Genomic DNA, 24,567 nt, shown 5'->3' with positions numbered 1-24,567 from the left:
TATGAAGTGCAATCATTTCTTTGTATATGTACATAATTTTTCTACTGCATAAAAGTATACATTTAATTTGCCATCGACAATTTTTAAAGTTTGATCCGATGTAAATGAGTTACCATAATCAATGTGATATACATTAGAGTCCTTTATAAATGAACCTTTGTATAAATCTTCTTTTTTCTTTGTTGTTTGCATCTCTACTAAATATTGAATAATTTTTTCTTTCTTTTCTTCTTTTACAACTGTTTCAAATTTATACGATATAGGACAAAGACCGTTTTTGTTGTCAACGACTTCCCAAGAGCCGTATATGTCATTATTGCTACATCCACTGAGTAGTATAATGAATAACGGAATAATTAATATGACCTTTTTCATTTTGTACTCCTTTCTTTTCGTTTTCAATAAACGTGCGAATACGATAGGAATATTGTAATAAATAAAGTTTAAATTTTTATAAAGAATTATTTAATTTCATATAAAAATTTAGAGGGGATTGAAAAAGCATGAATCTAGTGTAAAGTCAGATTCATGCCTAGTTTGCTATCTAATGTTTTGTTTTTTGTGGATAAATGAAGCGGAAAGAAGAATGACAATGCCATTTACAATATATACATTTACAATAGAAACGGTTAGGTTGACCGCTCCAAAATTAGCTTTATTGAATATAGAAGTGAAAGCTGAAGTAGTCAAAAAGATAATGGGAGTTAACAGTAAAAATATGAAGCCTGCCACAATTCTTCTTTTAAAGCTATGCTGAGAAAGGGAAATGGCTAAAAAATTTAGGATACTAAACATAGCAATTACAAAAAGAAGGATAATAATTAGCTGTATGCCATCAGACATTTTCGCACCTCCAGGATATCTTGTTAATATACTATATTCGAATGCAAAAGAGGGTACTCCTTTAAAAAATTTTAAGAAGCGTAATAAATAAAATTATATATAACAAAGACGCATGGATTAATCTAATAGGATCCATGCGTCTTTGTTTATGTTATAAATTCGCAGATTGCGAAGGCTGTTTTTCATATTGTTTCTGTTTAGATAAAGAAATGAAAATAATTAATAATGAAATGACGCCGAAAATTAAGACCATGTACTGTAAACCAATCGTATCTAAGAAGAAACCAGTACCGAGTAAAACGATTTGGAACATCACTCTCTCAAACATATTACGGAATGAGAATAGACGGCCGTGATAACTTTTTTCCACTTTCGTTTGGAAAATTGTCGACATAATAGGGAAGAAGCAACCGACACTAAAACCAAATAAACCAAATGATGTAAGAGACATCCATTTTATATCGCTAAAGAACAATGATAGATGTGCAAAAGCGGTACAAACTGCGAAGAAATATAGTAACTTTTCAGGTTTGAAATGGTCCGATAAACGTTTAATAACGAAGGCACCTAACATAAATGCGATACCTTCAATGGTATATATAAATCCTTTAATCGTTGGATCATGTTGCATTTCGCTAATGTTAATTACCATTAAATTAAATCCAGCTATAAATAATAGAGGGATAATACTTAATATAAGTGCTGTGAAAGCAATCGGAATTCCTTTTAAAATACGAAATACTTCCATAAAGCTATTATCTTTTGCAGCTTGTTTGCTTGGTGTTGTTGATTTCTTATCTTCGAATTGAAGGAAGAAAGTTGAGAGGAATAATAAAGCGTACGCTGCCATTGAGAAGGCATACATATACTGTAAACTCATTACAACTAAAAGAATTCCACCTAGTGAAGTACCTGCAATACGAGCGATTGTACCTACATTCATATGTACACCGTTCATCTGTAATAACTCATGCTCACGTACGATAAGTGGGATTACAGATTGTAATGCAGGGAAATAAAATGCTGCTGAAATTTGAAGAGCAACCATAAATGCAATCATAAAGGCGATACTTTCAAATTGGATAGCGAAAAACATAAAAATAACACTAATAACACGACCAAACCCGGCATAAAGAAGAACTTTTTTCTTTTCATACTGATCAATAATGCGACCAGCCATAGGCCCTACTAGAACACCTGCTAATAGTCCGATAAATAATATAACTGATTTCATGAAATCAGAAGGGACATATTTTTGCATAAATTCCAGATTGCCAAGAATACCAAGCCATAACCCTAAACCAGCAATAAACTCCCCAATTAAAACAATCCAAACATTTTTATTACGCCACATAATATAAAACCTCTCCGTCTTTTAAAATGAAAAACTCGTATATAAAACCTCCTTATTTTATGTATAATTTATAACGAACTTTTTTAGAGTCAGAGTCTATATTACGTGTTTCATGAGTGGATTTCAATTTTTTTGATTTGTCAAAAAATGATTCGTTAATTGATAAAATAAGCACATCAAAATGTAAATACGAGATGATTGAAAATTAACTGAAAGTAGGGACAAATATCGCAAAAATAAAAAAAAGCAAGAACGTATAATTACGTCTCGCTTTTTTCAATAGCAAAATTAAACATTAGATTCACTTAGCAGCATTTACGCTCTTGTCCAATAGCTAAAGCGCTAAAAGATAGAGGACCAACAACTTCTGCGCTTGCACCACTAGTAAGGTTTTCTACAGTTAATGAATATTCGTGTGTTCCACTGCTAACGTTTTGATCTATAGCTTGCAATGTTTGTACGTAGAATTGTTCAGAATCTGTAGATTCAATACCTACTTGTGCATTAAAAATTTCAATGTTATCACGGAAAATTCGGAATAAAACTTGTGAAGTCCCAGTTATACCTTCTACACCAATTGTAGCGATTAATTCTACTCGATTATTACGTGAATCTCTACTTGAAATTCTTACTTTCAAATTTGCTAGAATTGCTTTATTTGGAGAAGTTGGGATTGCAAAAGTTGTTTCACCAGTTTTACTTATAGGTTGAGTAGCTTGGTAATCAATGATATGAGTCATATTCGTCACCTCCTCATATACTAAAATATGAAAATGGCGATGAGATAGCTTGGACAAATAATAGATTATTTTAATAGATTCGAAAATAATTGTTGAAAAGGGATAACTCACAAAAAAGCATCAAGAAAATATCACAATAAAGTGAGGTTTTTCTTGATGCTTTTTGTAATTAAGCAGAATATTCTTCTTTACGTACTTCGAAAAATTCATTACGACGTAAGTAATTATACACTTTCTCGGAAACCTCTTCTTCTTCAGACATTAAGAAACGATGATCAAAAGCATAGAAGGATTGACCTTTAATTAATTTTACGTAGTAAATTTTACACGCCTCCTCTAGCAAAATTAGTATGTACTTAATATTATGATGACCTATATGCATATGAATCATACTTGAAGTTTCAAAGGATAGAAGCTAAACAAAATAAAAAAGCTTACAAAACTGTAATGTTGTTGTCACGTTTTCCGATAGTTAAAAATAACCAATCTTTTCTATACTACAAATAGGTTACATAAAATAAGGGGGTAAAAAGATGGATGAAGTGATTGGAGAAGTAGTAGCAGGTATTTGTGAATTTGTGGTGGAAGTAACAGCAGATGCTATTGGCAATTTAGTTTCCGGAAATGATGAGAAAAAAGAAAGATTATAATAGTTTGTAAAAGTATACAGATGATCAAACTATAAAGGCTGATTTCTAAAGGGAAGTCAGCTTTTTTATTTTTTACATTATATTAATATTATTTGAATATTCATTTGTTATTATGTTTGTGAAACTCATAAAGGAGGTGAATAAATTAAGATGTCGAATTTAGGGTCTGATTTATCTGATTCTCGTTTGATTGTGGCGAATGTGGAGGAAAAGGAATATCACTTTATTGTTCGTGAACATCCCATTGTAGGGAAAATTATATCGCTATTGGAAAATGGAAAAGAATATGGTCTAATAGATAAACAAGTCGCTAATAAAGATAAATTTATTAAATCGGAGCTTAGTAAATTAGAGTATTTTAACATAGATGTTCTCTATCATACACCTGGATGGATATGGATTGGCATGGATCAAATTGGTTTACATGCTCGTGAGGCTACTTATAATGAAGTAGACATTATTATGAAGTTGAAAGAGGATTTATATTATATAGATGTATATGAAAAAGTAAAAATGTAATTGATATTTAGTTAGGTTATGGGATAAGTTCCCGTAGCCTTTTTTGTTTAGTGATAAAACGTAAAATTACATTATACACATAATGCTAAGAAGTGAGCTGAAAAGAGGATTTGAAAATACATAAAGAGAATTCTAATTATTACAGGAACTCTATATGTAAATAACAATAGAAAGAAGATGATAAAGTGAGTAAAGAAGAGCTTGTAAAACAACAGTTTGGTAATAATGCGGAAAAGTATGTGAAAAGTAAAATTCATGCTAAAGGACCGGATTTACAATATGTAGTTCAACAAGTTGAGTCTCGTCATAATAATCGTCTTCTTGATATTGCTACTGGTGGAGGACATGTTGCGAATGTATTAGCTCCATTGTTTCAAGAAGTAGTAGCCTTAGACTTAACAGAAAAAATGTTAGAGAATGCGAAAAGCTTTATTATAAATAATGGACATGAAAATGTATCTTTTGTCGCTGGAAATGCTGAAAGTTTACCGTTTGCTAATAGTTCTTTTGATACAATTACGTGCCGAATTGCAGCACATCACTTTACGAATCCAGCTCAGTTTATTTATGAAGTAAATCGGACGTTAGAAGATAATGGATTGTTTATTTTAATAGATAATGTTTCACCGGAAAATAATGAATTTGATACATTTTATAATTTTATAGAAAAAAAACGAGATCCGAGTCATGAACGAGCTTTAAAAAAAACAGAATGGATTACCTTGTTAGAAAGAAATGGTTTGCAAATGCAGTCATGTCTTACTTTTGACAAGAAATTTGAATTTGACTGGTGGTGCGATATGATGGATGTACCTGTGCAGAAACGGGTGAAGTTAACAGAATGTATGATGAAAACATCGGTTGAAATGCAAGAATTCTTTAATATTCAATATGAAAATAATAAAATTAAATCGTTTTATACTGAAATGGCATTGTTTGTATGTAAAAAAAGTTCGACATTAAAAAGATAAACTTCTTGCAGTCTTTTTAAAGTACGTTATACTTATTACAGAGAAAATGAGAATTGAGGAAATGTAATAATGATTCGTGTACGCATTGAAGGAACTGAAGAAGAAATGATTGAATTTATGGAGAAAATGCCGGATATTCCTGGATTTGAAAAGACACATATGAGAGAACCGAAAAAAGGAAATAATCCAAAATACGATTCAAGTAAAAACGTACTAGCATATTTATCTTATAAAAAGATTGAAGTCGCCAATAAATAGGCGGCTTTTTTAGTTTGCACTGTTTCACAGCCTTGTCTTTTTCACATAATAATAGTAGTAGATTATGCTGAAGAGGGGTGAGGATAGTAAATAAGAAAATCATCTTTTTTGGAGACTTTGGTATTGACGATGCTGTGGCGTTAATTTATGCAAATAAAACATGTAAATTAGATATTATAGGTATTGTTGCGGAATATGGGAATGTATCGCGAGAGATTGTAACGGAAAATGTGTATTTTTTAGAAAGATACTATGCTACAGAAGTAAAAATCATTGAGGGTGCAGCAAGACCGATGACAGCAGAAGAACCTTTATTCTTTCCTGAAATTCATGGGGATCACGGTTTAGGACCAATTATTCCACCTGATATGAGGATTTGTAAACGCGAAAATTTTTGTGAGTTAATTAAATTAATTGAGCCTTGTCCAGAAGATATTATTATCGTAGCGACAGGGCGATTAACAACATTGGCAACGTTATTTTTATTATATCCAAATGTCATGGATAAGGTATGTTCGTATTATATTATGGGCGGTGCGTTTTTATTTCCTGGTAACGTTACTCCTGTATCAGAAGCAAATTTTTATGGGGATCCAATCGCTGCGAATATTGTGATGAAGTACGCGAAGAATGCGACTATTTATCCGTTAAATGTAACGCAAAAAGCACTCATTACTCCTGAAATGGTGGATATTATTAATAAAGAAGGAACAGGGCAGGCGAAGCTAATTAAACCAATGATTGATTTTTATTATGAGAACTTTTATAAAAAAGAATACCCGGGTATTGCTGGAAGTCCGATTCACGATTTGCTTCCGTTCATTTCATTTATAAATGATGATATTTTTGAATATAAAAAATCTGCAGTTTGGATTAGTACGACAAATGATGTAACAAGAGGGCAAAGTGTGGCTGACTTGAGAAAAATAGCTGAGCCGACAAGGTTTGATGATCGACCAATACAAAGAATTGCGGTTGGTTTTAACTATCCTGCATTTAAGGAAGAGTTTATGCGGACAATATTGAAGCCTGATTGTCCATAATAAGTGTAATATTTCAAGCTGCATAAATCGTTAGTCTAAAAAGTTAATTAATATGTATTGTTTTTACAAAAAAATACAGTTGCGCTCCATGAATAACTTATGAAAAATGTAACATAACTAATGGTAAGCAATTGTTTCTAATTATATTTTGATTGGTGAAATATAAAGGAGGTTATCATATGATTTGGTCTTTAATCGTTGGTGGTATATTAGGGTGGCTTGCTAGCTTAATTACTGGAAGGGATGTACCTGGTGGTGTAATTGGTAATATTATTGCTGGTATTATTGGTTCTTGGATTGGTGGGAAATTACTTGGTAGTTTCGGCCCAGTAATCGGCGGATATGCAATTATTCCAGCTTTAATTGGTGCGATTATTTTAATCTTCATCGTAAGTTTCTTATTGCGAGCAATGCGAAAATAAATGTAAGGACTGTTTACATTTGTAAGCAGTCCTTTTTATATGTTATGCTAGTATTATACAATCAGGAGGTGTCAGCATTGAAAACATTTACAGTAAATTTTCATCAAGAAGATAATGCTAAAGCGACAACAGTACATAAATTAAGTGAAGAGGACTTCAATAAAGCGACAGAAAAAGGCACTCGTCATCTATTTGATTTAGATACAAACGTTGGATTCTTCGTATTCTTTGATGCAGAAGATGCAGAAGGAAATGATCAATACTTAATGCTACAATATGAAGGGGATCATGAAGAGCCAACTGCGTGCTACGGATTTGATTTAAAACTATACTATCAATTTTTAGCATTATACTTAAACGATCTTGAATTCCAAGGTGAAACAGATGAAGAAGAGGAAGAGTATGGTCCAATTCATCATTTAGCTCACTTACTTTATCATATTGTTGAAGATGGTAAGTCAATCGAAGTGTAATATACATATTTGAAGCTGTCCTTTTTGGGCAGCTTTTTTATATCGTATAGAAATTGTGTACTATGAGCTAAATAAATTAATAATAGAACTTTATTTATTAAGTAGGAGTATTGATTGCTTTCATGTTTCATTCGTAAAACATCTGTTATAATGATTGTAATTAAATTCATGGAGGCTAATTCTATGCTTGTAGATGTAAAAGCTTTTATTAAAGCTGCAGGTTTAACGTGTATTTCATCATTAAGTGGAGATAATGCATTTGCTTATAATTTTGAAACTGTAAAAAGCGCTATCGCTACATTTTTTAAGAAGTTAAGATTTACCGTTTAATTTCATTTCAACCAGTAGGAAAAGAGTAATCACTTCCTGCTGGTTTTTTCTGTTTCATGGAACTGAGTGACACCATGTTTTATATAGATAGAGGATATAATCATTGAGAAGAGAAGGTATAAATAAGGAGATGAATACTATGATAAACAATACAATTCCAAGTTTTTTAAAATTATGGGAAGGTACCGACGTAGAATTAACAGTCCTTAATCAATACTTCACTTCGCATCCAGAGATATTTGAAGAATACTTTAAGTATCATTGTCCTAAAACGAAAGAACGTCTCTCTAATGCCATTAACCTATATCCCACAAAAATAGAAGATATTCGTGTCATTGCAGAATTATTACCAAACATTATTCAAGAGATAACGAATGAATATGATAACAAATTCAACTTTGATGTAAATATGAAATTTCATTTATTTGTTGGAGCTTTTGGCTCTAATGCATTTGTAGAAAGGGAGATTATTGGAGATATATTTTTTGCGGCAGAAAAATTATCTCCAGATTCAAATCATCTTCGCATTATTATCGCTCACGAAATAGGACATATATATCATAATGTTATGTTACAAAATGATGGAATGGACTGGAGTAAGGCTGAATGGAATGAGGCATCGGTAGGTTTGTACCGTGAGGGTGTTGCAACCTATTTATCAAAGCAAATTATGAAAGGGTTAAATGAATCAGTGTACTACTCATATAACAATGATGGTGAACGTTGGTTACAATATTATATAGAAAATGAAGAACATATAAAGAAACGTTTTTTGGAGGATTATATAGAAGGATGGACGTTTGAAAAAGAGAAAGAGTGGTTTCGGTTATCTGGCGGACAATATTTTGGATACAACCGACTTGGTTATTTTTTAGGAACAGCTTTTGTAGAGTATGTTGTACAAGCATGGGGAGAGAGTGAAGTATTTACTTTTTGGAACAAACACAATTTGAAAAGAGATGTAATGGATTGGTTAGTGAAATGAACTGAATAAGATTATGATAGGGGGCTGAAATGTATGAGAGTGTATGTAAAGATAGGTATGTTATTTCTCGCTTTTACATGCATTTTTGCATTAGTAGCATGTAAAGGGACGGACGAAAAAAAGGAAACAGACCCAACAACGGAAAATAGTAAAAACGAACAGAAAAATACTTCTCAAGAAAAGAAAGAGCCAGATGAAAAATCAAATAATGAAGGATCAACAAAACCAAAGGCAGATCAAAGCGAGAAAGATACAGTAATAAATCAAAAATCAATTAACCACGTTAAAGAATTATTTGAATTAGCGAAAGAAGGAAAAGTGCCTAATGTTCCGTTCGCAGCTCATACAGGAGATATCGAAGAAATAGAAAAAGCGTGGGGGAAAGCTGATAAAACGGAGCAAGCAGGAAACGGAATGTACGCAACCTTTACAAGTAAAAATGTTTCCTTCGGTTTTAATAAAGGATCACAAGTTTTTGATGTACGCTCCTATCATGCAGAGCTAAAGTTAATTACATTACAAGAAATTGAAAAGGCATTAGGAAAACCAAACTCAGTTAAAGTAAATGGTGAAGATAAAATATATGTATATAAAGTAAACAATCAGTTTGAGTTAAAATTTATCATTCCAAAATCGACTGGTAAGGTAAATCATATTTCGGTATTTTCGCCAGAAGATAGTATAAATAAAATGGCAGGGTAATAAAGAAGGCTATCACCAAGGTCATCAAGACTTTTGTGATAGCCTTCTTTTACTGTTAAAAGGATGAGGAAAGCAGCCCTATAAAACATGAGGAGTTTGCTCTGAAATGTCCTTTTTTATTTTATTACGCTCTAAATTTTGAACAAAAAGAGCTTGAATAATGCCCCCAATTATTAAGAAACAAGCACAAATATAAAATAGCATACTGCCGTTTAGTTTGCTTAATAAAACCGCACCAATAACAGGACCGCACGTTCGAGATACATCCCAATGTAAGCCGTAAATTGAAAAATACAATCCACGTTTATCTGAAGGAGCGATTTCTGAAACGAATCGAAGTAAATGGTTTAAAGCAATACTTCCACCGATGACTAAAAAGAGTAATGTGAAAAATAGTGACGCGATTGTTGCTGAAAGCCCGTAGCCAAGTGCAGCTACTGTATAGCAGGCATAAGAAATAATGATGATTTTCGCCATGGAAAATCGTTCAGACCATTTCACGAGGAAAACTTGCAGAAAGATTTCCAAAATAGCTTTGCATGTTGAAATAAAAACGAGTATGAGTTCGAAATCCGTAAAAGTATGTTTCACGAAAATAAGATAATTCGTCTCAGTTTGTGCATAAAAAAAGCTAATAGGAAGTGTAGAAACCATAAGTCCAAATACGGCGTAATGTTTGCGTACAAAATGTTTTTGGGATGATCTTTCAAGCTTTTGCGTTGGTGTTGTCATTGCCGGAGCGGTTTCTGGAAGCTGCGTCCAAACAACGAGTGCATATACTATAAGTGCAATGCTTTGCACCATAAATACATATTCAGGGTGTGTCTTATAAAAAATAGTACCAACTAAAGGGCCGATTAGGGTACCTATTGCTCCCATCGTTTGCAGAAGAGAGAAGATTTCTGCTTGCTGCCCAGGTTTTGTTAAATCAGCTATTTGTGCACGTTGAGCAGGAATATATAAGGAACGGCCAATCCCATTTATGACATATAACAAAGCAAATATAAAAACGGATTGAGCAAAGATGAAGCTACCGATTGCAACGCTTTGTAGCAATAAGCCGAGTAACATAATTTTCTTTCGTCCATATTTATCAGTGACTCTTCCTGCAATAAGTGTAAATATAATGTCCGAAAGCGGTTGTAACCCGAAAATAAGCATAGTCATCATAATATTGCCGTTTAGCATCTTATTAACATAAATAATCATAATAATAGCTAACATTGATTCTGTTGTTCGAGTTAATAATTCACCGCACAGTCTAATGATAATTGGTTTATTGTAACGTAATAAGAGATGATTCAATATTATTTCCTCCTTTCTATATTGAAATGATAAGATGAAAGGAGAATTGGAAAAAGGGTAGAAAGAATAGGGGATATTTTTCACCTTTTAGGGGGAATATGATGTTTATTTTAGATCAATACATTGAGCTATGGATTACCTATGGGAAAGGGAAAAAAGAAGGAGAACAATTAGAAATAACAGTGCAAAATATATCCGAAACATTATTTTGTACAGAGCGTAATAGTAAATTAATTATAAAAAAATTAGATGAGTTAAATTGGATCGTTTGGTTTCCAGGTCGTGGGAGAGGCAATCGTTCTAAACTAATATTTCAAAAGCAACCGATATCATTGATTTTAGCTAAAGGAAAAGAGATAACGAGAAAAGGGGATGTGAAAAGCGGAATTTCATTTGTGGAGCGCTACAGCTCACAATTTCCGTCAGTAAAGAAAGAGTATGAAGTTTGGATAGATTCAATATTTGGTCATAAAATAGAAAGGACATCCGAAGGGAGAAGAGATGTCCTTCGTTTGCAGGTTCAAATGAATTTAGACATTGCATTAGATCCGGTCTACGCTACAATGCGTTCAGAATGTCATATGGTAAAACATATTTTTGATACACTCGTATATGTAAATGAGGACACAAACTCTATAGAACCAAGGCTTGCTTTTCAATGGGAATATGATGATACTGAAAAGGTATGGACTTTTTATTTACGAAAAGGCGTTCGTCTTCATAATGGAAAACGACTTACTGCACATCATGTTATACATTCATTAAAACGATTTATGAAAGCTGAAAACAACCCGCATGCATGGATGTTACAACATGTTGAAAGTTTCCGTGCAGTGGATGAATTTGTTGTTGAAATTCAATTACATACAGAAAATAGGATGTTTTTACATATGCTAAGTGCAGAACAGTGTTCTATCGTAAATGAAGATGAAGCGGGAAACTTCATAGGTACAGGACCTTTTATATTGCGAGAGAAGAATACACATTTATTTGCATTAGAAGTGCATGATTTATATTATCGTGAAAGACCTTTTCTTGACCGGATTGAACTATTGAATATAGAGCAAAATGTAAATACATATGACGTATTAGTAAAGGCGCAGTATAAAGATAAAGAAAATCTTAATAAAGAACTTTCACGGCTCGAATCGAATGTGACATATGTAACGTGTAATCTTGTAAAAGAAGGGCCAATGCAAGATGAGCTGTTTCGTAAAGCACTATATAAAATTATTCATGGTGATAAAATCGTTCAAGAACTCGGCGGAGAACGTGGAGAAGTGGCAAAGAAACTAATATTAGCAAATGAAAGCATAGTAGATATTGAAGAAGATATCGAAAGTTTAATTAAAAGGAGTACATATCATAGTGAAGTGCTACAACTATACACATTTACAGGACGAGATCACGTTGAAGATGCACAATGGATACAAAAAGAGTGTGCGATGTACGGGATTCTTGTAGAAAATAATTTTCTTGAAATAGAAGATCTGTTAGAAATAAGTACGATACAAAAGGCTGATATGATGCATGATAGCGCAACAATTAGCGAACGAATAGAAGATAGTTTGCTATATATGTTTCTTACAAAAAACAGTTTTATTTATGGGCAAAGCAGAATGGACTTTCATAAATCATTGGCCCCTTATTTTAAACAAGAACAAGTAGAGAAAAGAGTTACACTGTTACGCGATATTGAAGACACTTTGTTACGTCAAATTCAAGTTATTCCTTTATATCGTAACAAACAACAAATAACTTCTCACGAAAAAGTACAAAATATAATGATTAATTCACAAGGGTGGATTGATTTTTATAAAATATGGTTTAAACCTTGATATATAAAGGTTCTTATGCATTTTCATTAGATGTGTAAGGACCTTTTTTGTATGTAAAATAGGTTTGTTTTACACATTGTTACGATACTTGTGATAAAAGTCTATTTACAGCGTAACAGTGTTATGTTACATTGTTATCAGGAAGGAGTGTTATACAGTTGAGTACAGATTTAATTTCAAAAAAAGATTTATTAGAACTTACTGGTATTTCATACGGACAGTTATATAGGTGGAAAAGAAAAAATTTAATACCGGAAGATTGGTTTGTACGAAAGTCTACATTCACGGGTCAGGAGACATTTTTTCCGAAAGAAAAGATTTTAGAGCGAATTGATAAAATCCAAACGATGAAAGAGGATCTATCACTTGATGAACTAGCGAATATGTTTTCACCGAGTGTGAGAGAAATTCTTTTAACAAAGGAAGACATTTTACGTAAAGGGATTGCATCAGAGCCAGTTTTACAATTCTTCATAGAACAAACGAATAAAACAACAGAGTTTCAATTTGTAGATATTCTTTATGTGTACATGTTAGAAGAATTACTACAATCGGGAGAGATTAGTTTAGAAGAAGGAAAAATGGTCTTGCAAGTATTACGTGAAAATTATGAAGCAATTAAACATAAAACGTGTGACTTAATCATTGTCCGAAAGTTAGGGATTTCTACATGTTTCTTAGTTTCAAACGTGGAAGATTTAATTTTTGAAAAAGGCACCAAAATCGTTTTACGCGAAGCGATTATGAAATATACCGAAGCATTAAAAACTAAATTGTTGTAGTGGAGGAGAACGTATGCGTACAGATAATTTGATTATAAATGGTTACGGTTCATCGAATGGTGGCGAGTTTCATAAAGTGCAATTAAACGGAAAAGGAACTGTGAATGGGAATGTTGAATGTGAGCAATTTGAATGTAATGGTTACGGTGCCGTTACTGGAAACTTGAAAAGTAGCAATGCAAGAATTAGTGGATCAGGTAAAGTCGATGGTACAGTACTTGCAGAAAAGATGCGAATTGATGGGAAAGCAACAATTACGCAAGATGTGAAAGCAAACAGTTTGAAAATTGCAGGAAAAGGTACGATAGGTGGAAATGTCACTGGTGAAGAATTTAAAGTCAATGGTCAAGCGACAATTGATGGTAATTGTGAAGTGGATACTTTTTCTTCAGAAGGACAATTTACAATTGGTGGGTTATTAAGCGCCGATGAAATAAATATTAATATTCACGGTACATGTCGAGCGAAAGAAATTGGTGGTCAAACGATTAAAGTAAGACATAGATCAGGTACATTTAGTAGGCTATTTAAAACAGTATTTGGCTTGCAGTTAGAAGCTGAGCTGCTTGAAGGTGACAATATCGATATTGATTATGCCCACATAAGAACGGTAAGAGGAAATAATGTTACAGTAGGACCGAACTGTGAGATTGAACTCATTGAATATACAGGTGTGCTTACTGTTGATAAAAGCGCAAATGTAAAAGAAATTAAGCAGGTTTAATGGGAGGGAGTAAGTAATATGGAACATCCACATAGTCTCACAGTAAATGGTTCCGGTAATTCAGCAGGCGGAGATTATAATAAAGTGAAGATTCGCGGTGAAGGAACAATTACGAATGCTATGAGTTGTAATGAATTTAAAACGTATGGCACGAGTGATGTACGCGGTGATATGAAAGTGAAAAATTATGTTGTGTATGGAGATAGCGAAGTACAAGGAAATGTAGATGCGGAATATGTAAAAGTATATGGTAATACACAAATTCATGGCGATGCACATATTGAAAAAACAAAAGTTAGAGGTATGATAGATATTGCAGGAAAGTTTTCAGGTGATTTTGTCGATGTAAAAGGTGCTTTAAATGTGAAGGGAGATATTGAAGTAGAAAATTTATCATTAACTGGTGGTCTTGAAAGTGATGGATTACTAAATGCTGAAAACATTCAAATCTCACTTCGTTATGAAGGGAGTAAGGTAAGAGAAATTGGTGGTAAAAAAATTACTATTCGTAAAAAAGCGAGATTTTTTCCTTTTACTAGTCATGTTGGAAACCTCCAAACTTCAATTGTTGAAGGAGATGATATATATTTAGAACATACGATTGCTGAAGTAGTGAGAGGAAACAATGTTACAATTGGCCCTGGTTGTGAAATTAGTGTTGTAGAATATCATACTAGTTTTAATCAAAAGGGTAATGCAGTCGTAAAAGAACATAAACAAATATAAGTAGTACGAGGGAGAGCAAGGTTATGGTTGAGAAGAATAATAAGCTCGGCTTTGTTGTGGCGGGCTTATTGCTAGGTATTTTAATGGCATCAATGGATAATACCATTGTCGTAACAGCGATGGGAACGATTGTGGGTGACTTAGGAGGCCTTGAAAACTTTGTATGGGTCGTTTCTGCCTATATGGTCGCAGAAATGGCAGGTATGCCGATATTCGGTAAACTATCAGATATGTATGGTAGAAAAAGGTTCTTTATTTTCGGTTTAATCGTCTTTATGATTGGTTCGGCACTTTGTGGTACTGCTGAAAACATTACACAGTTAGGTATTTATCGTGCGATTCAAGGTATTGGCGGCGGGGCATTAGTACCGATCGCATTTACTATCGTTTTTGATATTTTCCCTCCTGAAAAGCGCGGGAAAATGGGTGGATTATTCGGAGCAGTATTTGGTTTATCAAGTATTTTTGGACCGTTGCTTGGCGCGTATATTACAGATTATATTAGCTGGCACTGGGTATTTTATATTAACTTACCGCTTGGCGTTTTAGCACTTATTTTTATTACATTCTTTTATAAAGAGTCACGAGTTCATAGAAAGCAAAAAATTGATTGGTTTGGGGCAATTACTTTAGTTGGTGCAGTAGTTTCGTTAATGTTTGCGCTTGAACTTGGTGGACAAAAGTATGACTGGGATTCTAGCTTTATTTTAAGTTTATTTGGCGCATTCGCTATTTTAATTATTGCATTTATTTTTATTGAACGTAAAGTAGAAGAACCGATCATTTCGTTTGAAATGTTTAAACAACGTTTATTCGGGATGAGTACCATTATTGCATTATGTTACGGTGCTGCGTTTATGTCAGCAACTGTATATATTCCATTATTCATTCAAGGGGTATACGGTGGTAGCGCAACAAACTCAGGGTTATTACTTTTACCGATGATGTTAGGATCAGTCGTAACAGCGCAATTAGGCGGATTTTTAACGACAAAACTTAGCTACCGAAACATTATGATTATTTCTGCGGTTATTATGCTAATTGGACTATTTTTATTAAGCACATTAACGCCAGAAACAAGTCGTGCATTATTAACAGTGTATATGATTATTATCGGATTTGGAGTTGGATTCTCATTCTCTGTACTAAGTATGGCAGCTATTCACAACTTCGGTATGGAACAGCGCGGATCTGCAACTTCAACGAGTAATTTCATTCGTTCATTAGGAATGACGCTTGGTATTACAATCTTCGGAATGATCCAAAGAACAGGTTTCCAAGATCAATTAGAAGAAGCGTTTAAAGGGATGAGTGGGGGAATGAATACAAATGCTTTAGGAGATTCAAGAGCTATTCTATCAGAATCGGCAAGATCTCAAATTCCGCCGCAAATATTAGATAAAATTGTTGACGCTCTTTCTAGCTCAATTGTTCAAACATTTATGTGGGCATTAGTACCAGCTGGTTTAGCATTCATATTTATTTTCTTTATGGGCAATGAGCGCATGGTAATTAAGAAACAACAAAAGAATAATAAGAACGAAACATCCAAAGCGTAATGAAAAAGCTCCTTTCCAATTGGAAGGGAGCTTTTTCGTATGTACAGATTTAGATTAGCCTTCGATGATTTCGTATTCTTCGTCTGCTAATAATAATATTTGTGTTTTCTTACCTTTGTTTTGAACTTCGATTACATCATATGTACCTAAGTCTCGTAGCTTGCTTTGAGAAGCGTTAACCATAACTTCCATAGAATCGATTAAGATATCTTCTTCAATGTATGATTCAGGCAATGCCATATCTTCAGTTTCTAATACACATGCGTATAGATTTTGTAAGTTGTCAGCAGTTGGATTTTGTTCCTCAACATCAATGATGTTTTTTACTGCTTCCATATTTTCTTCTTTTGCTTGGTATACTTTAATTTTAGCCATTGTTTTAATCTCCTTTATAACGTAATCGTAGAGGCTACACCTTATTATAACGTTTTTTTCATGAAAGATGAAATTGTTATATGTATTTATAGTAAAAATTATGTGTTATTCCTAATACTTAATGTGAATTCTTACGTTAAAGTTATATTGTCCAAGCTTTTTTTATACTCCGCTCATATTATATGTATTAGATAAAAACATATAGGGAAGGGATGGAGTGTAAGTGGATTGTGAGCCGAAACGCGATTGTGGATGTTGCCAAAATAGTATATGTGAATTTTTACAAAGTCTTGAACCATATACTAAAGTTGAGAGTATTGTAATAGCAGGAAATGGAATTGTTGTATCTTATTTTCTTTCATTTAATAAGAGGAATGGTATCGTATCCTTCGTACAAGAGGACAATGAGGTTATTTTTGTAGATTGCTCTAAGATTGATGCAATTCGAATAGGAAAAGTCTGTAGTTGTAAAACGAAAGTTAAATTTATTGAAGAGGATTTTAGTCTACTTGGAAATATTTGTCCGCAATGTTTAACCGAAGGAAGTACACTCTTTTTTGACTTTCACAATCCAGAATTGAATTTATCACTGCAAGCAAAAACAATTGATGCACCTAGTTGTACTGAATTTATAGATGAAAATGGCAATGCAGTGAAGCAGGTTACAATAGTTGGGGAAGCAATTGTTTCTAAAGACTTTGTTCAAGTGCCTGAACTATTAAACTTTCGATTAGTTTTATCTGATACGGCTGGGAATCCTTTAAAGTTTGGAATACTGTTCATTAATTTCCCAGATCTTACGTTTATTATTCTTTTCGCATCGAGTGGATACCTCAACATTTCGAACTGTTTGAAAATTGAGAGTGGAGCTGGTAATACCGAGATAGAAGAGATGAGAAAGATGATATCGAATGACGATAATACGTACACATCAGTTGTTCAAGTGACTAAAGTATATAAAAATGGGGCAACAGAATCATTTCTTTATAAGAATGAGTTATAACATATATATTTAAATGAACCCTTAGACTAATGTTGAGGGTTTTTACATAATAAAAGATTATAGATTGTGAATTATTATTAAGTATATTATCTATAAACCTATACACTAGGAAGTCATTTACTTTTTGATGAAATGTTATAATAATTTTATATTTATGAATAATTTATAATTATATGGAATGTAGTAGGCGTTTGCTTATATGTAGCAAAGAGTAGAAGTGCATTAATTCTAAAGAAAGCAGGAATGTAAATGATATATGAAGCGAATATACATACAAGAGAAAAATTAGTTACTATGTTCGAAGATTTCAATAACATTGTTTTACTTTCTTATTTACAAGGACATATGGGTACCGCTTGGGTAAATAATCTTGAAAATCCAACAGTAGCGCAAGTTACAATAGGGATTTTCACATTTTATGCTGGGGATTCAAATGCGAAAGAAACAGAAGAATTAGTACGTAACATTCCTGATAGAATGTTAGTAATCGTAAATAGTGAAGAGTGGAAAAAGCGTTTAGAAACATTTTACGGAAGAAAAATAGATAAGTTTTTACGCTATAAATTCAAACGTAATGCAGAAGTTTTTAATCGTTCAAAATTACAATCTTTTATATCAGTACTTCCAAAAGGATACGAGTTAAGAAGAATAGATGAAGATATCGTAAATAACCCTACATTACATAAAGTCTCTGAAGATTTTACAAGTCAATTTCAATCAGTTGAAGATTATATAAACCGAGGTATAGGGTATTGTATTTTGTATACAGGAGAAGTTATATGCGGTGCATCATCATATAGCATTTATGATAATGGGATTGAAATCGAAGTGGCGACTGATTACAACCATAGAAGAAAAGGGTTGGCAACTATAGTTAGTGCGGCGTTAATCTTGGATTGTTTAGAAAAAGGGATATATCCAAACTGGGATGCAGCAAATACTACATCTGCGAAACTAGCAGAAAAGTTAGGATATGTTTTTGATAAGGCGTATGATACGTATTTTGTGGATAATAGATGAATGGGCAGAGAGTGTAAGATGTGTACAAAGTAAAGAGTTTAAAGGGAAAGACAGATAACTAGAATGTTTTGATAGAGTTTTTAAAAACTCTATCAAAACATTAGAAAATAAAATAATTAGTTCAATAATAAGAATATTTTATAATATATTGAGTGTAAAAACTGGCTTTTTTAGTCCGTTTTTATTTTTTATAAAAAGATAAATTAGTCGTGACCTTCTATTTTGTGGATATTAAAAAGTCGGTAAATGGTTCTTATTAAATATTATCCTTTGTTAGATGGAATAAAAGACTCTTGAAAAATTAATTTTGGAACACCTATTAGCTCTAACAGAAAAAAGTCGAGACCTTCTATTTTATATAGGTAGATATCAGTATAGGCTCCTTTTATTAATTTATATGTTTTTAACTATCAAGGGGAAATGAATCTCTTATTTTGCAAATGATAAAAGTGACTATGATACAAACCCACGCATTAATAGAAAAAGTACATATACAGTATAGAGAGTTGAAAAACTCTAATTTTTTTTATAAAGGAGATTATATATTATGAGTGAACAATGTCCAATTAATGTACCATGTCAGGTAGTAGGACAAACCCAAACACCATTAAGTGATGAGGCAGCAGCACCAATTCTTACACCAGGAGCACCGATTGTAAAAATTCCAGTGGTATTAGCCGAAAGAACAATTCAAATTGTTGTAGAATCAGATATTCCATTAGCACCTGCAGCATCCGAAATTAAACGTGTGTTAAAAAACGTATTTTTAACACAGTGTAAGTTAGTTCCAGTAGCATTCACTCCAGTACCAGGTACAAATTACCGCCGAGTTACAAGAGCAAAGTTATTTGTACAAGGATATATTCGTAAAAACATTGAATATGCAGGTAGTGGATGTAATTCAGTACTATTTGATCGTATCGCAAATGTTCCATTTTCTGGTTTTGCAGATTTAACAGAAACAGATTTTCTATCACTAGCAATAGTAGCTGCTTCCTCAGATACTACATCTCACTTTATTAATCCTAATAACGGTGACTTACCACGTTTAGACAAATACTTCTTTGAAAATACTGTTTTTTATAATGAACAACCATATTGCGAATTAGTTAGCGCTCAATTTTTTGAATTAGACTTCTCTCCTTGTCCAACAGAATTAAACGAATCATTTGAGACTCTTCGTGAGAAAATTGTACTGGATCTTACTGTGAAAGTTTTACAAGTGCAACAAGTACGAGTGTAAAACTAAAAAAGCATTGTCTTTGATAAAAAGACAATGTTTTTTTTCGTTTTATAAAACATATATAATAATGAAATGGTCGCGTACAAAAATATATTTTTATGAGTTTCATTGGTGGGGGGATGGTGATGAAAAATCCATGGGTTGGTAAGAAAATATGGAACAAATTTTACAAAGGAGAGATACTGATTGATCAAGAGCAATCTCATGAAATAAGAGAAAATAAGAAAAGTAAACAAACAGATTCAGAGAAAAAAGAGAAAGCAATACAAGTAGAGAAAGAAGGTAAAGGACTAGAACGTAAGGTGAAGGCAATACAAGCAGAAAAGGAAAATAAAGAAACAAAGTCAAAAAAAGAAGAAAAAGCAATACAAGCAGAGAAAGAAAGTAAAGAACCAGGGTCAAAAAAAGAAGAAAAAGCAATACAAGCAGAAAAGGAAAATAAAGAAACAAAGTCAAAAAAAGAAGAAAAAGCAATACAAGCAAAGAAAGAAAATAAAGAACCAGAGCCCCAAAGGGAAGAAAAAGCAAATGAATCTGAGAAAAAAATTGAAAAAATTTTCCTAGGAAAAGAACATAAAACGAGTGTATTAGAGGGGAAAAGTATAGATTCTGAATCAAAAATAGCGAATTCAGAACGTTCAATAGAAGTGAAAACCCCATTTTCTATTATTTCAGATGTTACTAGTTTTAAAAAATTCCCTAATATGAATGTGAAAAATCAAGAAGTATATGTATTTCGTAATGAAGAAGATGCAAGAGGGCGTGAGCTGGATTCTACGTTACTAACTACAATGGAATATTATCATGGAGAGATTGATTGTAATTTAGTTTCTTCAAACCTTCATGAAAAGAGGATACTTTTAGAACTTTCTAATCAAAAAGAAAAAGGGAATATTGAAGAGGGTTGGGTAGGCTCATCTTCATGGATTCCTATCCACGGTATAATATTAGAGAAGGAAGTTGAAGCAGATGTAAATAATTATATAACTGCGAAATTACCAATTGAAATAGGGAGGTATAAAGGTGAAATTAGTCTAATAGAAAAGATCGTTTTTAAAGAAACAGTTATAGAAATAAAAGAAGTATCACAGGAAATTATTGTAACAAACAAAGAATTCTTATTGCCAAAAATAATAAAGAAAGGAAAAAATCCATCTATAATTGAAAAAGGAAGCTTACGTGTAGAAGGTTATATATTTCAGTGTATTGAATTTACATCAGAACAAAGTGAAAATCATGATAAGATCTACCAGTTAATGCAAAATATTATATTGGAACTAAACGTCCAATTATTACAAGAACAGGAAGTTCGTGTGCGAATTACATAAATGATTATTTCACTATCAATCAGTTGAATTTTTTTAGGAGTTTGTAATAGAAAAACACAAAAAGTGCTAGCAAGTCTGCAAACAAGCTAGCTAACATGCATTGGAAGTGAAATACTGCCAATGTAGTAATTAACAATACGTTAATTAACTAGGTGAAACGTGATAAATCTTTTTTACATGTGGGGAAATACAAGGTGTTAAATCCTAATTTAGAAACTCACAACTTAAATAGTAAAACATGTTTATCATAAGTATCCAAACACCAGTTATATTTTTTTAGAATAATTGGATGGATAACTTCTTTTGTAGCATCAACTTCAGTAAAGCCATATTTCTTATAAAAGTTTTCTAATTCCTCAAAAGGAAGACAATATACATTTTTTACTTGTAATTTTTTCGCAGTTTCTACTAAAAATGATACAAGTTCCCCAGCTAAATGTAACCCTCTAAATTGAGGGAGAATAAAAATTCCACCCATTTCTATAGTATCATCATCTATTTGGACTAATCGTCCCACACCTGCATACTCGTTGTTGTATGTAATGATTGCAACTTTATCTCTTTTTAAATCACTTCGTACAAATCCTATTGAGTCATATTGATTATTAATCCATTCTAAATCGTTAGATGTAGCCATTTGAATACTCATAGACATCCTCCTTCGGAATACTAGCACTATCTTTATTATATAAAACATAAGATGCTATATCAAAAGAACCTTGATATAGCACATTTGCTAAATTTGTTAGTTAAAGGTGTGGATTTGCTGGTATTGAAATGATTACTTCAACTAAAAGAGGATAAGAACCTTGTGAATTTAGTGTAAAACTATTTCGTGTGTTTGGTAACGCATTATTATTTAAGCGTATAGAGTTTATAGGCTTATTTTAATTGGTGTAGCTACTATATTATTGGAACTAGTAAGGAAATATAATAATCACCAGCCTGAGTGATAAAAATCGTATTAGGATTTAGAAAAAAAACCTCCTGAAAAAGAAAAGGGATTTAAAGATAAGAGCACTTCGAAAAGTGCCCTTCAGTAACGACTACTCATTCTAAAAAGAAAGGATGCAATATATCATATGAAGTTAAGTGTATTTAATTATGGGCCTTTTATATAAAAGTTTTATTTTGTTCCGAATAAAAAGGCGGTTGTTTCCGCAACCACCTTTCAGTAAAACAAAGCACTTTTTATGAAATAAATTATGGATGATCCCTAAAAAGGTTATAGGATATACCCACATTTTTATAACTAAAGTGACGAACTCAGGTTATAAGGAAGGAACAATTATATTGTATGAAATCTATTCTAGAGTAGTCACAAAGAAAGTTGTCTTCTTATTAGAAGGCAGCTTTTTTTATTAGAAAAAGAAGTAGAAGATTAAGTTACTTGTCCAAACAAATTTTAAAAAAATACATAAAATGCTAGTAGTTAGTCAATATTTTAATATTGCTAATTTTAAGACTAAAAGGGGTGATTTTATGTGTGAATGTGAAGTTTGTAGAAGAAAGAAAAATCGGGATCCATTAAACCGGGAGTTTGAGCCGAAAAAACGAGTTCCTGAGCCAAAAAAAGAGGATTGTGAGCCAAAAAAAGAGGATTGTGAGCCGAAAAAAGAGGATTGCGAGCCAAAAAAAGAGGATTGTGAACCAAAGAAAGAAGATTGCGAATCATTAAATTATTATTCGTTTAGTAAAAATGCAAATTTTTTAGAGGAAGCTATACAAACAGATGAAATCGATCAAATTTCTGAGGAATATATTGAAATAGTTGATTCAGCAGATGTACAAGTTACTACTACAGATACAAAAGCTGCGCTATCTATCCAAGCGGCATTACAAGCAGCTATCGTAGTTGTAGTAAGTATTTCTATAGCAGATAGTGAAAAGGCAGATAAAATAACACAAGAATTATTTCAAAAATCAGCTATTAAACAAATTAATAGACAAAAAACATTTATTAAAAATTCCAGAAACGTAACTGTAACAACTACTGATACAGATATTGCAGTGAATATTCAAATTCTCCTTCAAATTTTATTAGCTTTATTAGTTAAACTAAACATTTTATAAAGTGTCTATCCTATTGATATTTAGCTATAAGTTTTCACTCTAAGTAAATGTTTTTGTTGTAATACGTGGTACAAGCTTGGACTTTTTATTATGACTGAATTAATATTCAAGATTAATGGTAAAGCAAGTATGGAAAACTACAAATAAAGATAAAATACATGATTTAACAGTAATGAAACTTATATTTATGTGAAGTGAATGAAAGCTGTCTTCTTATTAGAAGCCAGCTTTTGATTTTATTAGCAAAAAGAAATGAAAATAGAAGATTAAGTTACTTGTCCAAGCAATTTTTATTTCATTACATATAATGCTCGTAGATATTTAAAATTTTTATAGAAAATTGATTGGAGTGAATATTGTAAATGGATGATTTAAACAAATTTTCTTCCTTTAAGTTTGATAAGGATCAAAAGAATATAATTATAGACCTTTTACTCTCAGATATTTTTAATAGGCATGGGATAAATGAAGAAAAACTAAAAAATTTATCGCCAGAAAAAAAGCAGCAAATTAAAAGTATTGTTTCTGAAATACAATCACAAGTTAATAATTATTTAGATTGAAAGGGGGTGAATGTATGGACAAAACATGTCATTCAGATGAAAATAAAAAGTGGAGTGCATTAGATTACTCAAATCCTCATCCATCTTTTAAAAATGCTAGCGTTTCAGAAGCAGCTGCGCAAGAAAGTAAAACTTACCAAATTTCTGAAGAATCAATTACAATTGTTGATTCAGCAGATGTAGAAGTTACTACTACAGATACAAAAGCTGCGTTATCTATTCAAGCTGCATTACAAGCAGCTATCGTGGTGATAATAAGTATTTCTATAGCAGATAGTGAAAAAGCTGATCGTGTTGCACAAGAATTGTTTCAAAAATCATCTATTAAACAAGTTAATAAACAAGAAACTGTTATTAGAAATTCTAGAAATGTTACAGTTACGACTACTGATACAGATATAGCTGTAAATGTTCAAATTCTTCTCCAAATTTTATTAGCGTTACTAGTTAAATTAAATATTTTATAAAATGTTTAACTTGTTTTTTATCTAGTGATTCTTACAGGTGAATATTTACTGTTTTAATTATAGTACAGGCTATAAATATTAATCATAACTGGACTAATATTTAACATCGCCAAAATAATAATGAGAGCAATGTGATGGAAAATGAAGTTTGGTTATTTTATGAAAATTTAAAAGCCATTTCCTTTATTGGATTTGGCTTTTAAATTTTAAACAGTATGAATTTGAAAAGATTATATTAAGATAAAGAATTAAAATATAATGATACAAAATA

29 protein-coding genes are annotated in these 24,567 nt (G+C 32.1%); 21 read left to right on the top strand and 8 right to left on the bottom strand.

The window, feature by feature from the left end:
• Window positions 1-12 precede the first annotated feature (12 nt).
• From ATN06_RS14565 to ATN06_RS14545, 5 genes are all read right to left on the bottom strand, one after another.
• A complete protein-coding gene (locus ATN06_RS14565; protein WP_060631237.1) occupies window positions 13-375 on the bottom strand; it encodes a hypothetical protein in 363 nt (120 codons plus the stop codon).
• Between the two features lie 165 nt (window positions 376-540).
• A complete protein-coding gene (locus tag ATN06_RS14560) occupies window positions 541-843 on the bottom strand; it encodes a hypothetical protein (RefSeq protein WP_060631236.1) in 303 nt (100 codons plus the stop codon).
• Window positions 844-994: 151 nt separating this feature from the next.
• Window positions 995-2,197, bottom strand: a complete 1,203-nt coding sequence (locus ATN06_RS14555; protein WP_000269246.1) for an MFS transporter — start codon at window positions 2,195-2,197, stop codon at window positions 995-997.
• Between the two features lie 305 nt (window positions 2,198-2,502).
• Window positions 2,503-2,937, bottom strand: a complete 435-nt coding sequence (exsC, locus tag ATN06_RS14550) for an exosporium protein ExsC (RefSeq protein ID WP_060631235.1) — start codon at window positions 2,935-2,937, stop codon at window positions 2,503-2,505.
• A 169-nt stretch (window positions 2,938-3,106) separates the two neighbouring features.
• The gene (locus ATN06_RS14545) at window positions 3,107-3,259 is read right to left on the bottom strand and encodes a YqbF domain-containing protein (RefSeq protein WP_071680000.1); all 153 of its coding nucleotides are present in this window, start codon (window positions 3,257-3,259) and stop codon (window positions 3,107-3,109) included.
• A gap of 478 nt (window positions 3,260-3,737) precedes the next feature.
• Here ATN06_RS14545 and ATN06_RS14535 point away from each other — a divergent pair, with 478 nt between their 5' ends.
• The 9 genes from ATN06_RS14535 (at window position 3,738) to ATN06_RS14495 (ending at window position 9,290) form a co-directional block, all read left to right on the top strand.
• Window positions 3,738-4,106 (top strand): hypothetical protein, encoded by a 369-nt coding sequence (locus ATN06_RS14535; RefSeq protein WP_060631234.1) that lies wholly within the window; start codon window positions 3,738-3,740, stop codon window positions 4,104-4,106.
• A 185-nt stretch (window positions 4,107-4,291) separates the two neighbouring features.
• Complete coding sequence (locus ATN06_RS14530; RefSeq protein ID WP_060631233.1) at window positions 4,292-5,077, top strand: class I SAM-dependent methyltransferase; 786 nt, start codon at window positions 4,292-4,294, stop codon at window positions 5,075-5,077.
• Between the two features lie 69 nt (window positions 5,078-5,146).
• A complete protein-coding gene (locus ATN06_RS14525) occupies window positions 5,147-5,335 on the top strand; it encodes a DUF3970 family protein (protein WP_060631232.1) in 189 nt (62 codons plus the stop codon).
• A gap of 77 nt (window positions 5,336-5,412) precedes the next feature.
• Window positions 5,413-6,378: a nucleoside hydrolase gene (locus tag ATN06_RS14520; protein WP_060631231.1), complete on the top strand. Its 966-nt coding sequence runs from the start codon at window positions 5,413-5,415 to the stop codon at window positions 6,376-6,378.
• Window positions 6,379-6,557: 179 nt separating this feature from the next.
• Window positions 6,558-6,800: a GlsB/YeaQ/YmgE family stress response membrane protein gene (locus tag ATN06_RS14515; protein ID WP_000638307.1), complete on the top strand. Its 243-nt coding sequence runs from the start codon at window positions 6,558-6,560 to the stop codon at window positions 6,798-6,800.
• Window positions 6,801-6,877: 77 nt separating this feature from the next.
• Window positions 6,878-7,273 carry a hypothetical protein gene (locus ATN06_RS14510; protein ID WP_000847587.1) on the top strand — a complete coding sequence of 132 codons (396 nt, stop codon included), beginning with the start codon at window positions 6,878-6,880 and terminating at the stop codon, window positions 7,271-7,273.
• A gap of 183 nt (window positions 7,274-7,456) precedes the next feature.
• Complete coding sequence (locus ATN06_RS14505; RefSeq protein ID WP_029442588.1) at window positions 7,457-7,603, top strand: hypothetical protein; 147 nt, start codon at window positions 7,457-7,459, stop codon at window positions 7,601-7,603.
• Between the two features lie 139 nt (window positions 7,604-7,742).
• Window positions 7,743-8,588, top strand: coding sequence for an aminopeptidase (locus tag ATN06_RS14500; RefSeq protein WP_060631230.1), 846 nt, complete (start codon window positions 7,743-7,745; stop codon window positions 8,586-8,588).
• A 33-nt stretch (window positions 8,589-8,621) separates the two neighbouring features.
• Window positions 8,622-9,290, top strand: a complete 669-nt coding sequence (locus ATN06_RS14495; protein WP_060631229.1) for a YjgB family protein — start codon at window positions 8,622-8,624, stop codon at window positions 9,288-9,290.
• A 78-nt stretch (window positions 9,291-9,368) separates the two neighbouring features.
• Here the strand turns inward: ATN06_RS14495 and ATN06_RS14490 are convergent, their stop codons facing one another.
• Entirely contained in the window at window positions 9,369-10,595 is a 1,227-nt protein-coding gene (locus ATN06_RS14490; protein WP_060631228.1) for an MDR family MFS transporter, read from the bottom strand.
• Between the two features lie 101 nt (window positions 10,596-10,696).
• Between ATN06_RS14490 and ATN06_RS14485 the strand changes: the two genes are divergently transcribed.
• The 5 genes from ATN06_RS14485 (at window position 10,697) to ATN06_RS14465 (ending at window position 16,224) form a co-directional block, all read left to right on the top strand.
• Window positions 10,697-12,433 carry an ABC transporter substrate-binding protein gene (locus tag ATN06_RS14485; protein WP_060631227.1) on the top strand — a complete coding sequence of 579 codons (1,737 nt, stop codon included), beginning with the start codon at window positions 10,697-10,699 and terminating at the stop codon, window positions 12,431-12,433.
• Between the two features lie 158 nt (window positions 12,434-12,591).
• On the top strand, window positions 12,592-13,215 hold the full coding sequence (locus ATN06_RS14480) for a YhbD family protein (RefSeq protein ID WP_060631226.1): 624 nt from the start codon (window positions 12,592-12,594) through the stop codon (window positions 13,213-13,215).
• A 13-nt stretch (window positions 13,216-13,228) separates the two neighbouring features.
• Window positions 13,229-13,939, top strand: a complete 711-nt coding sequence (locus ATN06_RS14475; RefSeq protein ID WP_060631225.1) for a polymer-forming cytoskeletal protein — start codon at window positions 13,229-13,231, stop codon at window positions 13,937-13,939.
• Window positions 13,940-13,957: 18 nt separating this feature from the next.
• Window positions 13,958-14,665 (top strand): cytoplasmic protein, encoded by a 708-nt coding sequence (locus ATN06_RS14470; RefSeq protein ID WP_060631224.1) that lies wholly within the window; start codon window positions 13,958-13,960, stop codon window positions 14,663-14,665.
• Between the two features lie 23 nt (window positions 14,666-14,688).
• Window positions 14,689-16,224, top strand: coding sequence for an MDR family MFS transporter (locus ATN06_RS14465; RefSeq protein WP_060631223.1), 1,536 nt, complete (start codon window positions 14,689-14,691; stop codon window positions 16,222-16,224).
• Between the two features lie 54 nt (window positions 16,225-16,278).
• Here the strand turns inward: ATN06_RS14465 and ATN06_RS14460 are convergent, their stop codons facing one another.
• The gene (locus ATN06_RS14460; protein ID WP_060631222.1) at window positions 16,279-16,599 is read right to left on the bottom strand and encodes a hypothetical protein; all 321 of its coding nucleotides are present in this window, start codon (window positions 16,597-16,599) and stop codon (window positions 16,279-16,281) included.
• A gap of 223 nt (window positions 16,600-16,822) precedes the next feature.
• Between ATN06_RS14460 and ATN06_RS14455 the strand changes: the two genes are divergently transcribed.
• From ATN06_RS14455 to ATN06_RS14440, 4 genes are all read left to right on the top strand, one after another.
• Window positions 16,823-17,602: a BC_2878 family exosporium-associated protein gene (locus tag ATN06_RS14455; protein WP_060631221.1), complete on the top strand. Its 780-nt coding sequence runs from the start codon at window positions 16,823-16,825 to the stop codon at window positions 17,600-17,602.
• Between the two features lie 249 nt (window positions 17,603-17,851).
• Window positions 17,852-18,622, top strand: coding sequence for a GNAT family N-acetyltransferase (locus ATN06_RS14450; protein WP_060631220.1), 771 nt, complete (start codon window positions 17,852-17,854; stop codon window positions 18,620-18,622).
• A 547-nt stretch (window positions 18,623-19,169) separates the two neighbouring features.
• On the top strand, window positions 19,170-19,865 hold the full coding sequence (locus tag ATN06_RS14445; protein WP_060631219.1) for a CsxC family protein: 696 nt from the start codon (window positions 19,170-19,172) through the stop codon (window positions 19,863-19,865).
• A 125-nt stretch (window positions 19,866-19,990) separates the two neighbouring features.
• Window positions 19,991-21,193, top strand: a complete 1,203-nt coding sequence (locus tag ATN06_RS14440; protein WP_060631218.1) for a BC_2427 family protein — start codon at window positions 19,991-19,993, stop codon at window positions 21,191-21,193.
• A gap of 217 nt (window positions 21,194-21,410) precedes the next feature.
• On the opposite strand, the gene ATN06_RS14435 is transcribed toward ATN06_RS14440, so the two are convergent.
• The gene (locus tag ATN06_RS14435) at window positions 21,411-21,842 is read right to left on the bottom strand and encodes a GNAT family N-acetyltransferase (protein WP_060631217.1); all 432 of its coding nucleotides are present in this window, start codon (window positions 21,840-21,842) and stop codon (window positions 21,411-21,413) included.
• A gap of 833 nt (window positions 21,843-22,675) precedes the next feature.
• Here ATN06_RS14435 and ATN06_RS14430 point away from each other — a divergent pair.
• From ATN06_RS14430 to ATN06_RS14420, 3 genes are all read left to right on the top strand, one after another.
• Window positions 22,676-23,266 (top strand): spore coat protein, encoded by a 591-nt coding sequence (locus ATN06_RS14430; RefSeq protein ID WP_060487104.1) that lies wholly within the window; start codon window positions 22,676-22,678, stop codon window positions 23,264-23,266.
• Between the two features lie 362 nt (window positions 23,267-23,628).
• Window positions 23,629-23,829 (top strand): spore coat protein W, encoded by a 201-nt coding sequence (locus ATN06_RS14425; protein WP_000342253.1) that lies wholly within the window; start codon window positions 23,629-23,631, stop codon window positions 23,827-23,829.
• Window positions 23,830-23,843: 14 nt separating this feature from the next.
• On the top strand, window positions 23,844-24,296 hold the full coding sequence (locus tag ATN06_RS14420) for a spore coat protein (protein ID WP_060631216.1): 453 nt from the start codon (window positions 23,844-23,846) through the stop codon (window positions 24,294-24,296).
• Window positions 24,297-24,567: the final 271 nt, after the last annotated feature.

The organism is Bacillus thuringiensis (genome assembly GCF_001455345.1).
Taxonomy (GTDB): domain Bacteria; phylum Bacillota; class Bacilli; order Bacillales; family Bacillaceae_G; genus Bacillus_A; species Bacillus_A thuringiensis_N.
This window is presented reverse-complemented; position numbering and strand designations above follow the sequence as displayed.

What these genes read in the sequence shown, in the direction of transcription:
- ATN06_RS14460 (WP_060631222.1), bottom strand. Translation starts at nt 16,599, where the DNA reads ATGGCTAAAATTAAAGTATACCAAGCAAAAGAAGAAAATATGGAAGCA.
- ATN06_RS14505 (WP_029442588.1), top strand. Translation starts at nt 7,457, where the DNA reads ATGCTTGTAGATGTAAAAGCTTTTATTAAAGCTGCAGGTTTAACGTGT.
- ATN06_RS14430 (WP_060487104.1), top strand. Translation starts at nt 22,676, where the DNA reads ATGTGTGAATGTGAAGTTTGTAGAAGAAAGAAAAATCGGGATCCATTA.
- exsC (WP_060631235.1), bottom strand. Translation starts at nt 2,937, where the DNA reads ATGACTCATATCATTGATTACCAAGCTACTCAACCTATAAGTAAAACT.
- ATN06_RS14560 (WP_060631236.1), bottom strand. Translation starts at nt 843, where the DNA reads ATGTCTGATGGCATACAGCTAATTATTATCCTTCTTTTTGTAATTGCT.
- ATN06_RS14450 (WP_060631220.1), top strand. Translation starts at nt 17,852, where the DNA reads ATGATATATGAAGCGAATATACATACAAGAGAAAAATTAGTTACTATG.
- ATN06_RS14535 (WP_060631234.1), top strand. Translation starts at nt 3,738, where the DNA reads ATGTCGAATTTAGGGTCTGATTTATCTGATTCTCGTTTGATTGTGGCG.
- ATN06_RS14495 (WP_060631229.1), top strand. Translation starts at nt 8,622, where the DNA reads ATGAGAGTGTATGTAAAGATAGGTATGTTATTTCTCGCTTTTACATGC.
- ATN06_RS14500 (WP_060631230.1), top strand. Translation starts at nt 7,743, where the DNA reads ATGATAAACAATACAATTCCAAGTTTTTTAAAATTATGGGAAGGTACC.
- ATN06_RS14565 (WP_060631237.1), bottom strand. Translation starts at nt 375, where the DNA reads ATGAAAAAGGTCATATTAATTATTCCGTTATTCATTATACTACTCAGT.
- ATN06_RS14440 (WP_060631218.1), top strand. Translation starts at nt 19,991, where the DNA reads ATGAAAAATCCATGGGTTGGTAAGAAAATATGGAACAAATTTTACAAA.
- ATN06_RS14420 (WP_060631216.1), top strand. Translation starts at nt 23,844, where the DNA reads ATGGACAAAACATGTCATTCAGATGAAAATAAAAAGTGGAGTGCATTA.
- ATN06_RS14515 (WP_000638307.1), top strand. Translation starts at nt 6,558, where the DNA reads ATGATTTGGTCTTTAATCGTTGGTGGTATATTAGGGTGGCTTGCTAGC.
- ATN06_RS14465 (WP_060631223.1), top strand. Translation starts at nt 14,689, where the DNA reads ATGGTTGAGAAGAATAATAAGCTCGGCTTTGTTGTGGCGGGCTTATTG.
- ATN06_RS14485 (WP_060631227.1), top strand. Translation starts at nt 10,697, where the DNA reads ATGTTTATTTTAGATCAATACATTGAGCTATGGATTACCTATGGGAAA.
- ATN06_RS14555 (WP_000269246.1), bottom strand. Translation starts at nt 2,197, where the DNA reads ATGTGGCGTAATAAAAATGTTTGGATTGTTTTAATTGGGGAGTTTATT.
- ATN06_RS14525 (WP_060631232.1), top strand. Translation starts at nt 5,147, where the DNA reads ATGATTCGTGTACGCATTGAAGGAACTGAAGAAGAAATGATTGAATTT.
- ATN06_RS14470 (WP_060631224.1), top strand. Translation starts at nt 13,958, where the DNA reads ATGGAACATCCACATAGTCTCACAGTAAATGGTTCCGGTAATTCAGCA.
- ATN06_RS14435 (WP_060631217.1), bottom strand. Translation starts at nt 21,842, where the DNA reads ATGAGTATTCAAATGGCTACATCTAACGATTTAGAATGGATTAATAAT.
- ATN06_RS14425 (WP_000342253.1), top strand. Translation starts at nt 23,629, where the DNA reads ATGGATGATTTAAACAAATTTTCTTCCTTTAAGTTTGATAAGGATCAA.
- ATN06_RS14475 (WP_060631225.1), top strand. Translation starts at nt 13,229, where the DNA reads ATGCGTACAGATAATTTGATTATAAATGGTTACGGTTCATCGAATGGT.
- ATN06_RS14445 (WP_060631219.1), top strand. Translation starts at nt 19,170, where the DNA reads ATGAGTGAACAATGTCCAATTAATGTACCATGTCAGGTAGTAGGACAA.